The organism is Stenotrophomonas sp. SPM (assembly GCF_003105135.1).
GTDB lineage: Bacteria > Pseudomonadota > Gammaproteobacteria > Xanthomonadales > Xanthomonadaceae > Stenotrophomonas.
The window spans coordinates 1-9,721 of the sequence record NZ_QETL01000130.1; the positions used below are offsets into that span (position 1 = coordinate 1).

Here is a 9,721-nt window from a genome sequence, read left to right on the forward strand (position 1 = left end):
CGCCTGCCTGCCGAGGGCCTGGCCCGCGCGCTGGGGCTGGCCGCGCTGCCCGACCGGGTGCTGCGCCTGGACCCCGCGCTGCCGTTCGGCGATGCGCGTGACCTCGACCTGCTGCCGAACACGCTGCCGCCGCAGCGCCACCTGGGCTATGCCGTGCAGTGGTTCGGCCTGGCGCTGACCGTGCTGGTGGTCGCGCTGGTGCTGGAACGGCGCAGGAAGCGCCCCGTTGCCCGGTAGTGCCGGCCGCTGGCTGGCAATCCCCCGGTTTCCTGGATGCCGGCCAGCGGCCGACACCACCGGCATCCCTTTCCCAACCATGAGAAAATGCCCCGCATGAACACTGCTACCTCCCCGCAGGCGCGCGGTTCCGGCCGCCGGACCCTGGTGCTGCTGTTCGCCGTGTTCTTCGGGGCGATGGCGCTGGCCGCCGTGCTGCGCTTCACCGGCTGGCAGCCCACCGGGCACCGCAATGCCGGGCAGCTGCTGCAGCCGCCGGTCGACCTGCGCCAGCAGGCGCCCACCCTCGCCAACGGCCAGGCCTACCCCTGGAACCCCGAAGCGCGGACCTGGCGGTTGCTGGTGGCCCCGGCTGGCGTCTGCGACGCGCAGTGCGTCACTTTGTCGCAGGGACTGGGCAAGGTGTGGCAGCTGTTCGGCCATAACGCCGATAATGTCGAGATCCTGTGGCTGGGTACGCCACCGGCGTCGATCGCCTCGCTGCCCGCGCTGCGGCCGCTGGCCCCGTCGCCAGCCCTGCGCGCGGCCCTGCCGGGCGTCGATGATCCGGCGGGACTGCCGGTCTACGTGATCGATCCGAACGGCTTCGTGATCATGCGCCATGCTCCCGGTTCCGACCTGGGGGGCCTGCGCAAGGACATGGCCACGTTGCTGAAACTGAAGTGAGTCCTGTTTGATGAGCCTTTCCGCGCGTCCGGCGCTGCATCGCAACTTCCACCGCCTGGCGTGGTTCGCCATGATCATGACCGCCAGTACGATCATGTTCGGCGCCTTCGTCCGCCTGTCCGATGCCGGCCTGAGCTGCCCGGACTGGCCGACCTGCTATGGCCAGGCCACCTGGCCGCAGCACGTGGAAGAGACCATCGGCCACCCGGCCGCCGAGATCCGCCCGCTGGAAACCCACAAGGCCTGGCGCGAGCAGGTGCACCGCTTCCTGGCCGGCGCGCTGGGCATCGAGATCCTCACCCTTGCCCTGCTGGCCACCCGCAAGCGCCGCTTCGGAAGCACGGCAGTGGTGACCGCCTGCGTACTGGTGGCCGCCGGCATACCGCTGTACATGATGGGCTGGCACGGCACGGCCAGCATCCTGGCGCTGACCGGTGAGGCGATCCTGCTGATCGCCGCGCTGCGCTGGAGCAACATCGACCTGGCGCGCGCTGCGCTGCTCACGCTGGCAGTGGTGATCTTCCAGGCCCTGCTGGGCATGTGGACGGTGACGCTGCTGCTGAAACCCATCGTGGTGATGGGCCACCTGCTGGGCGGCATGCTGATGTTCGCGCTGCTGGTGTGGATGGCCTGGCGTGCCACCCACCTGCCGATCACCCTGGCCGAAGCGCCCAAGCTGAAGTGGCTGCTGCGCATCGGCGTGGCGGTGCTGGTCACCCAGATCGCCCTCGGCGGCTGGGTCAGTGCCAACTATGCCGCGCTGGCCTGCGGCGGTGGCAGCGCCTCGCTGGACAACTTCCCGCGCTGTGCCAACCAGTGGTGGCCGCAGCACAACTTCGCCGAGGGCTTCACCCTGTGGCGCGGCATCGGCGTGGATTACGAAGGGGGCGTGCTGGATGGCGCTTCGCGCATCGCCATCCAGATGGCACACCGCCTGTTCGCGATCGTCGTTGCTGCCTACCTGCTGTGGCTGGGCCTGCGCCTGTTCCGCGTGCCCAGCATGCGTGGCTGGGCCAGCGCGCTGGTGGCGCTGCTGGTGCTGCAGGTCACCCTCGGCATCCTCAACGTGAAGCTGGCCCTGCCGCTGGAAGTGGCCGTGGCCCACAACGGCGTGGCTGTTGCCTTGTTGTTCGTACTGGTCAGCCTGCTGGCCCGCCTGCGTGCCCCGGACTGATTCCATGTTTTCCAGATATCGCCAGTACTGGGACCTGACCAAACCCAAGGTCGTGGCCCTGATCGTTTTCACCGCCCTGGTCGGCATGGTCCTGGCAATTCCGGGCGTGCCCAGCTGGGAGCAGGTGCGCGCCGGTGCGCTCGGCTTCCTCGGCATCTGGCTGGCCGCCTCGGCCGCTGCGGCCATCAACCAGCTGCTGGATGCGCACATCGATGCACAGATGGCGCGCACCTCGTGGCGCCCGCTGGTGGTGGGCAAGGTCAAGCCGTGGCAGGTGCTGGTGTTTGCCGGCGTGCTGATCGTGCTGTCGATGGCGATCCTGCTGCTGTGGGTGAACTGGATCACCGCGGTGCTGACCTTCGCCTCGCTGATCGGCTACGCGGTGATCTACACCGTGTACCTCAAGCGCGCGACTTCGCAGAACATCGTCATCGGCGGCCTGGCCGGCGCGATGCCGCCGATGCTGGGCTGGGCGGCGATCACCGGCATGCAGGGTTCGTCGGACTGGGCGTACTCGTCGCTGCTGGTGCTGATCATCTTCATCTGGACGCCGCCGCACTTCTGGGCGCTGGCGATCTTCCGCCGCGAGGACTACGCCAAGGCGAAGATCCCGATGCTGCCGGTCACCCATGGCGTGGTGCACACGCGCAAGCAGATCATGGTGTATTCGGTGGTGCTGGCGCTGGTGTGCGTGGTGCCCTACCTGGTGGGCATGAGCGGCCCGTTCTACCTGGGTGGCGCGATTGTGCTCAATGCCGTCTTCCTCTGGTACGCCTGGCGCATGCTGAACCCGCCGGACGAGCTGTTCTCGATGAAGATGTTCCACTACTCCATCGTGTACCTGATGGCGCTGTTCGCGTTCCTGCTGGTGGACCACTGGATCCTGCCCTGGATGTGAGGCGCCGACCGTAGAGCCGAGCCCATGCTCGGCTGAGGGTCGGATCCCCGAAGGGGCTCTGACCCCCGCCTGATCGCGCGGACATCCACGATGGCGTGGATCACCTTGAACCGCCGTCTCGGCGTCGCCATTGCTGTTCCTGACCCCAGGGAAAGGAAGCAGCAGGGATGCATTCGATCTTCCGTTGGACCACCTCGCTGATGCTGGCGCTGGGCATGGCCGTGACCGCGGATGCCGACGACACTGCCGCGCAGATCCGCCAGCACACCGCCGACCACCGCATGCTGGTGCTGGGCGAATTCCACGGCACACGCGAGACACCGCTGCTGGTGCGGCAGCTGGTGGACGACTACAGCCACGACGGCGCGCCGGTACTGCTGGCGCTGGAACTACCGCGTGCCGAGACCCCCATGCTGCGCGATTACCTGGCTTCCGATGGCGGGACCGCTGCACGCCAGCGCCTGCACGGCCGCGCGTTCTGGACCGTGTGCGATGACCAGCACGATGGGCGTCGCAGCCGCGACATGCTGGCGATGATCGAAGACCTGCGCGCGCTGAAGGCACAGGGCCGCGTTATCGACCTGGTTGGCTATGACGTGGACAACAGCGATGGCGGCAACCAGGCACGCGATGACCGCATGGCGGCCGAGCTGCGGCGGCTGTACCGGCGCCTGCCGGATGGCGCGCGCATGCTGGTGCTGACCGGAAACGTACACGCCATGCTGCAGCGGCCGGCAGGTGCACCGCCGGAAATGCAGACACAGCCGATGGCTTCGCTGCTGCGGGATCTGGATATGTACAGCGTGCGGCTGGAAGCGCAGCGCGGCCATTTCTGGGCCTGCCTGGACCGCTGCAAGGCGTTGCCGATACGCGATCAGCCGGCGCGCGGGCCTGAGGTCGATACCGATGCCGGGCGCGAGTACGACCTTTGGGTCTGGATGCCGGAACTGAGCGTCGGCACGCTGGACCAGCAGTAGATCCACGCCATGCGTGGATGGGGCTCCCGCCGAACCCGGTGCATTCGATGTCGGCTTCTGCTCGCTGGGTGCGGCACTTTGCCAGATAACCAAGCTGTCACGCCGTAGGGACTTGCCGCGCTGCCAACGTGCCGCGAGCGATGGGTCACAGATACGTAGTTGCCCGCCCAACGGCGCGATCCAAACTGGATACACAGGACTGGCGAGATGACTCGCATTTCTGTGGAGCAATCAATGAGAAGCAATGTTTCTCTGCCCATCGTTCTAGGTGCCGCACTTGCGTGCCTTGCGGGTAATGCGGCAGCAGAAGCAAAAGCACTGAGTCGGGCCAACTGCATTGGATTCATCAACGAATCGGTGACCTACGAGCGGCCCCAGTTTCGCAATTTTCAGGGATCGGCCGTAACCAGGCACGTTCCACTCGGGAACATTGAGCCGAAGCATGCCTTCGGCGCGCGTAACAACGGACTCTACTCCTGGCGCTTTTACGCAGGTGATGGCAGTGATCCAGAACGAATGGTTGTTCACGGATATCACACATGGGTGCTGGGCGGACGCGCATTTACGCAATCCACGAGTGCGGTCGATCGCCAACTTTCGGAGTGGTGAGCATCATGAAGAGTGTTTGTTTTTTTGCCCTCCCGCTGGCGATGTCGATGTCAGCCCAAGCATCCCAGGATGAACCTGTTCCCAATGCGGTAGGGAACTGGCTGCACCAACGCGCCATGCAGGCTGCAATGCAGGAGGCCTCACCCATGGGAAGATCGTCCGCCAGTGTGGGCAGCTACCAGATGGTGAAACTGGCAGACCTGGACGCCCCTGAAGAGGTGAAGCAGCAGCTTCGCGTGGACATCGAACGATCCAACGGTGTCATGCAGGTTGCAGCAGGGAACATCCCAACACAGGCGGCAATGCTGGCTGCCTTGCCCCGCACCCACCGTTCGGCATCGGAACTACGCCAGCGCCTGGCGCAGCCACCCAGTACGCTGGAAGGCAGTCTGCTGGGACCGGCGGAGCTGATCGGCATGGAGCCCAGTGGCAGGCTGGATGGAGGAACGTCTTCGGGCTTGAGCCGCTTCTACCGGTTGGAGGGTGTCGGCATCGTGGAGTTCAGCGAGAACAACTTCGTCGCTGCGGGCATGCAGATCGAGGTCATCGCGGAGGCGCAGAACACCAGGGTGAATGGCGCGCCCGCATATATCGGGAAGACCGTGGATGGTGCCGGCCGTACACGCGTGGAGCTTACCTGGACGGGGGGCAGCAAGACCTACAGTCTTATCGCCACGGGCGAGAAGGGGAGTGACGTGGAGCGTAATGCCCGAGTGCTGCACGACATCGCAGCAGCCATCGTGGATTAGCGGCGGCAACCAGCCGAGCATGGGCTCGGCTCTACAGTAGATCCACGCCATGCGTGGACGGAGTTCCCTCAAAAACCCGCGCGCCCAATCAGGGCGCGCGCTTCGCATACCGCTGCGCGATCACGCCGCAGACGATCAGCTGGATCTGGTGGTAGATCATCACCGGCAGCACGATGGCGCCCAGGCTGCCACCGGCGAACAACACCTTGGCGATCGGCACGCCGGTGGCCAGGCTCTTCTTCGAGCCGCAGAACACGATGGCGATCTCGTCCTCGCGGTTGAAGCGCAGGCGGCGGGCGAGGAAGGTGATGAGCGGCATCGCGATGCCCAGCAGCACGGCGGCCACCACGGCCACGGCGAACAGGGACAGCAGCGGCGTCTTGCTCCACAGTCCTTCGGTCACCGCTTCGCCGAACGCCGAATACACCACCAGCAGGATGGTGGCCTGGTCGGTGTAGCGCAGCAGCGCACGCTGCTTTTCCACCCAGCCGGCAATCCACGGCCGCAGCAGATGGCCGGCCACGAACGGCACCAGCAGCTGCAGCATGATGCCGCCGATGGCATGCAGCGGGTCGTGCACGCCGCCGGAGGTACCGGCCAGCGCGGTCAGCAGCAGGGGCGTGAGGAACACGCCGAGGATGCTCGACAGCGAAGCGCTGCACACCGCCGCCGGCACGTTGCCGCGCGCCATCGAGGTGAACGCGATGGACGACTGCACGGTGGAGGGCAGGGTGCACAGGAACAGCACGCCCAGATACAGCTCCGGCGTCAGCAGCCAGCCCGACAGCGGCTTGAACAGCAGGCCCAGCAGCGGGAACAGGATGAAGGTGCAGGCGAGGATGGTCAGGTGCAGCCGCCAATGCAGCATGCCGCCGATGATCGATTCGCGCGGCAGGCGCGCGCCATGCAGGAAGAACAGCGCGGCGATGGCCACGGTGGTGACGTCGTCCAGCACGATGGCGGCGGCGCCCTTCATCGGCAGCAGCGAGGCCAGACCGACGGTGCACAGCAGGGCGAGGGTGAAGTTGTCCGGTCGCAGGCGCGACCACCAGCGGGTCATGGTGGGCAGGCTCCTCGTTACAGGGGGTCAGGGAGGGGAGGTGGGTGCGGCCAGGCGTTGCCGGGTGGCCGCTTCCAGTGAGGTCAGGCCAGCGCGCTGGCCCAGCTGCAGGGCCTCCTCGGGGCTGGCGTGTTCGTAGCGGGCATTGACCAGGCCGAGCACGGCGCCAGCGCGGTTGCCCGAGGCGCAGTGCAGCAGCACCGGGCCCTGGCTCTGCTGCAGTGCCTGGTGCACAGCGCGCACGTTGGCCGCATCCAGGCCCTCGGCGCCGGCCACCGGGATGCGCACGTAGCGCAGGCCCAGTGCCTCGGCCTGGGCAGTCTCGTCGAAACCACGGTCCTCGCCGGGCTGGCGCAGGTCGATGACGGTGCGCACGCCCTGCGCGGCGAGCGCCTGCAGCTGCGCGGCACTGGGCTGGCCACCGGCATACAGGCCGGGACGGACTTCGTTGAGCGGCGTGTCCCCGGCCCAGGCGGGCAGGGTCGTGCAGAGTGACAGCAACAGCAGGCAGATCAGGCGCAGCAGCATGCTCTCTCCGTGTGTGGGGCTGCCGCTACAGGCGCAGGGTGGCGCGGGCCTTCAGCAGTTCGCGCAGTTCGTACTTGTCAGTATCGTCCAGGCCCTGCTGGCGCTGCTTTGCCAACAGCTCGTCCAGACGTTGCACCAGCAGTTGTTTCTCCAGCTGGGCCACGGCGTCGTGCAGTTCCTGGGTCCACATCGCTTCGTCGCCGGGCATGGTCTGCGCGGCCAGCGTGTGCAGCGAGGCCTGTTCTTCGCGGCCGTCGAAATGTTCCAGCAGGGCGCCGGTGCTGATGTCCGGGCGCTGTTCAACCAGGCCCAGCAGTTCCAGCAGCAGCTCCACGCCGGGCAGGCGCAGGCCCTGGAAGTGGTGCTTGCCGCCCAGGCTCATCGCCAGAGAGGGCTGCTGCAGCAGCACGGCGATGGCGCCGCGTACCAGGCTGCGCTTGGCGATGGGCTGGATCTGACGCGCCGGCGCGCGCTGCAGCATCGGTGCGCGCGCGGCCGCGGCGTTGCCACCACCGAGGCCGGTCAGCTGTGCCAGCTGCTGCTTCATCAGGTCGCCGAAGGCGCCATCGGGAATCTGCGCCAGCATCGGCTTGGCCCGCTCGGCCAGGCGCGCCTTGCCGTCCAGCGTGCCCAGGTTGATCTCGCGGGTCAGTTCATCGAAGAAGAACTGCGACAGCGGCGTGGCCTGCTTCAGGCGGTCGTTGAAGACCTCGGCGCCTTCCTTGCGCACGATGGTGTCCGGGTCCTCGCCATCGGGCAGGAACAGGAAGAACGCCTGGCGGCCGTCCTTCATGCGCGGCAGTACCGATTCCAGCGCCTTCCAGCCAGCGCGGCGGCCCGCGGCGTCACCGTCGAAGCAGAAGAACACGTCCGGCGCGTTGCGGAACAGCAGCTCGGCGTGGTCCGGCGTGGTGGCCGTTCCCAGCGTGGCCACCGCCTGGGTCACCCCGAACTGGAACAGCGAGACCACATCCATGTAGCCCTCGACCACGATCAGCCGCTCGATCTTCTGGTTGGCCTGGCGCACCTGCCACAGGCCGTACAGTTCGCGGCCCTTGTGGAACAGCGCGGTTTCCGGCGAGTTGAGGTACTTGGGGCCGTCGTCCTTCTCGAACACGCGACCACCGAAGGCGATGACGCGGCCACGGCGGTCGAAGATCGGGAACATCACCCGGTCGCGGAATTTGTCGTAGACGTGGCCGCGGTCGTTCTTGGAGAACAGGCCGGCGCGGTCGAGCAGCTTCATCCGCCGCTCGTCCTTGCCCAGCGCATCGCGCAGGCCGCTGTAGCCGTCCGGCGCATAGCCGATCTGGAAGCGCGCGCGGTTTTCCTCGTCCACGCCGCGGCCATCCAGGTAGGTACGCGCCTTCTCGCTGCCTTCCAGGTTCTTCTGGAAGAACTTCGTCGCCGCATCCAGCGCCGAGTACAGTTCGCGGCTGTCGTCCTGCTGCTGGGCGTTGCGCGGGTTCTCGCTGCGTGGCACTTCCATGCCGGCGCGCTTGGCAAGTTCATCCACCGCATCGAGGAATTCGAGGCGGTCGTAGTTCATCAGGAAGCTGATGGCGGTGCCGTGCGCGCCGCAGCCGAAGCAGTGATAGAACTGCTTGGTGGGCGAGACCGTGAACGAGGCCGAGCGCTCGTCATGGAACGGACAGCGCGCCGCGTATTCCTTGCCCTGGCGCTTCAACGGCACGCGGCTGCCCACCACGTCGACGATGTCGGAGCGGGCCAGCAGGTCGTCGATGAAAGCGTCGGGGATACGGGCCATGGGCAACAGGGCAGGGGCGCGGCCAGTGGCCACGCGAGGCGGAACGATCAATCCGCCTAGTTTACTCCCTGGCGGTGACCGGACCGGCCTCTGCCGGGTCGATGCCGGCAGCGGCCAGGTGGTTGCGGGCACGCAGGCGTTCATCGATCACTGCGGTCATCAGTGCGCCGACGAAGAACACCACGGTGGCGTAGTAGATCCAGACCAGCGAGATGACCAGTGCGCCCATCGAACCGTAGGCACTGCCCGGGGCCACGGTGGCGATGTAGACGCCGATGCCATAGCGGCCCAGCGCGAACAGCGCCGAGGTGATGACGCCGCCGATGAAGGCCTGGCGCCAGGCCACGCGGCGGTCCGGCAGATAGTGGTACATGAAGGCGAAGCCGATCGCGTACAGCAGCAGGCTGGTGAGATAGCCGATGGCCGGCAGGATGGACGGCAACTGGGCGAAGGCCACCTGCAGCATGGTGGTGGCGGTCATCGACAGGATCAGCAGGAAGCCCAGCGCCAGCACCACGCCGAAAGAGAACACGCGCTTGCGCAGCCAGGCCTTGATGCCCTCCAGCCGCTCGCCGCTGGTGCGGAAGATCAGGTTGAGTGCGTTCTGCAGCTGGGCGAACACCGCAGTGGCACCGATGAACAGCAGCAGGGTGCTCCACAGCCCGGCCAGCGAGCCGACGTCTGGCTGGTTGTCGGCGTTCTTCAGCACGGTTTCGGCCACGGTGGCCGCGCTGCTGCCGGCGGCGGCGCTGATCTGTCCGACCAGGGCCTGCTGTGCGGGCGGGTACAGCGAAGCGGTCAGCCACAGCAGCAGCACCAGCAGTGGTGCCATCGAGAGCAGGGCGTAGAAGGAGACCGAGGCGGCCTGGGTGAGCACGTCGATCTCGACGAAGCGCTTGCCGACGGCCATGGGAAAGCTGTCCTGCAGGCGCTGGACGTACTTGCGTAGATTCACGGGGACAGTAGACGCGTGTTCAACCATGCCGGTGTTGTAGCAGCCGGGGGTCGAAGGCGTGGTGAAGCAGACAGGCAGAGGTAGCGCCGGGCCATGCCCG

The 9,721-nt window shown here is 66.9% G+C and carries 11 protein-coding genes; 7 read left to right on the plus strand and 4 right to left on the minus strand.

The genetic code is table 11. The annotated features are described in order from the left end of the window. From DCO49_RS18130 to DCO49_RS18155, 7 genes are all read left to right on the plus strand, one after another. A partial coding sequence (locus tag DCO49_RS18130; RefSeq protein ID WP_343126031.1) for an SURF1 family cytochrome oxidase biogenesis protein occupies positions 1-237 on the plus strand: 237 nt, incomplete at its 5' end. Positions 238-333: 96 nt separating this feature from the next. Beyond that, positions 334-903, plus strand: a complete 570-nt coding sequence (locus DCO49_RS18135) for a hypothetical protein (protein WP_116865184.1) — start codon at positions 334-336, stop codon at positions 901-903. Between the two features lie 10 nt (positions 904-913). Then, positions 914-2,077 carry a COX15/CtaA family protein gene (locus DCO49_RS18140; protein ID WP_116865185.1) on the plus strand — a complete coding sequence of 388 codons (1,164 nt, stop codon included), beginning with the start codon at positions 914-916 and terminating at the stop codon, positions 2,075-2,077. A 4-nt stretch (positions 2,078-2,081) separates the two neighbouring features. After that, positions 2,082-2,975: a heme o synthase gene (gene cyoE, locus DCO49_RS18145; RefSeq protein ID WP_108767502.1), complete on the plus strand. Its 894-nt coding sequence runs from the start codon at positions 2,082-2,084 to the stop codon at positions 2,973-2,975. Positions 2,976-3,142: 167 nt separating this feature from the next. Further along, complete coding sequence (locus tag DCO49_RS18150) at positions 3,143-3,952, plus strand: calcium-binding protein (protein WP_116865186.1); 810 nt, start codon at positions 3,143-3,145, stop codon at positions 3,950-3,952. Positions 3,953-4,159: 207 nt separating this feature from the next. Continuing rightward, complete coding sequence (locus DCO49_RS20220) at positions 4,160-4,561, plus strand: hypothetical protein (protein WP_133249449.1); 402 nt, start codon at positions 4,160-4,162, stop codon at positions 4,559-4,561. Further along, the gene (locus DCO49_RS18155; protein ID WP_133249450.1) at positions 4,558-5,310 is read left to right on the plus strand and encodes a hypothetical protein; all 753 of its coding nucleotides are present in this window, start codon (positions 4,558-4,560) and stop codon (positions 5,308-5,310) included. Before DCO49_RS20220 ends, DCO49_RS18155 begins: the two co-directional genes overlap by 4 nt. An 88-nt stretch (positions 5,311-5,398) precedes the next feature. Here the strand turns inward: DCO49_RS18155 and DCO49_RS18160 are convergent, their stop codons facing one another. The 4 genes from DCO49_RS18160 to DCO49_RS18175 all read right to left on the minus strand — a co-directional run bounded on the left by DCO49_RS18160 (position 5,399) and on the right by DCO49_RS18175 (position 9,648). After that, the gene (locus DCO49_RS18160) at positions 5,399-6,370 is read right to left on the minus strand and encodes a bile acid:sodium symporter family protein (protein WP_116865188.1); all 972 of its coding nucleotides are present in this window, start codon (positions 6,368-6,370) and stop codon (positions 5,399-5,401) included. A 27-nt stretch (positions 6,371-6,397) separates the two neighbouring features. Beyond that, positions 6,398-6,898: a sulfur transferase domain-containing protein gene (locus tag DCO49_RS18165; RefSeq protein WP_116865189.1), complete on the minus strand. Its 501-nt coding sequence runs from the start codon at positions 6,896-6,898 to the stop codon at positions 6,398-6,400. Between the two features lie 25 nt (positions 6,899-6,923). Further along, positions 6,924-8,666: a DNA primase gene (gene dnaG, locus DCO49_RS18170; RefSeq protein ID WP_116865191.1), complete on the minus strand. Its 1,743-nt coding sequence runs from the start codon at positions 8,664-8,666 to the stop codon at positions 6,924-6,926. Positions 8,667-8,727: 61 nt separating this feature from the next. Continuing rightward, complete coding sequence (locus tag DCO49_RS18175; RefSeq protein ID WP_116865190.1) at positions 8,728-9,648, minus strand: YihY/virulence factor BrkB family protein; 921 nt, start codon at positions 9,646-9,648, stop codon at positions 8,728-8,730. Positions 9,649-9,721 lie beyond the last annotated feature (73 nt).

Excerpts from the sequence above, each read along its gene's own strand:
- DCO49_RS18135 (WP_116865184.1), top strand. The coding sequence starts at position 334 with ATGAACACTGCTACCTCCCCGCAGGCGCGCGGTTCCGGCCGCCGGACC.
- DCO49_RS18140 (WP_116865185.1), top strand. The coding sequence starts at position 914 with ATGAGCCTTTCCGCGCGTCCGGCGCTGCATCGCAACTTCCACCGCCTG.
- cyoE (WP_108767502.1), top strand. The coding sequence starts at position 2,082 with ATGTTTTCCAGATATCGCCAGTACTGGGACCTGACCAAACCCAAGGTC.
- DCO49_RS18150 (WP_116865186.1), top strand. The coding sequence starts at position 3,143 with ATGCATTCGATCTTCCGTTGGACCACCTCGCTGATGCTGGCGCTGGGC.
- DCO49_RS20220 (WP_133249449.1), top strand. The coding sequence starts at position 4,160 with ATGACTCGCATTTCTGTGGAGCAATCAATGAGAAGCAATGTTTCTCTG.
- DCO49_RS18160 (WP_116865188.1), bottom strand. The coding sequence starts at position 6,370 with ATGACCCGCTGGTGGTCGCGCCTGCGACCGGACAACTTCACCCTCGCC.
- DCO49_RS18165 (WP_116865189.1), bottom strand. The coding sequence starts at position 6,898 with ATGCTGCTGCGCCTGATCTGCCTGCTGTTGCTGTCACTCTGCACGACC.
- dnaG (WP_116865191.1), bottom strand. The coding sequence starts at position 8,666 with ATGGCCCGTATCCCCGACGCTTTCATCGACGACCTGCTGGCCCGCTCC.
- DCO49_RS18175 (WP_116865190.1), bottom strand. The coding sequence starts at position 9,648 with ATGGTTGAACACGCGTCTACTGTCCCCGTGAATCTACGCAAGTACGTC.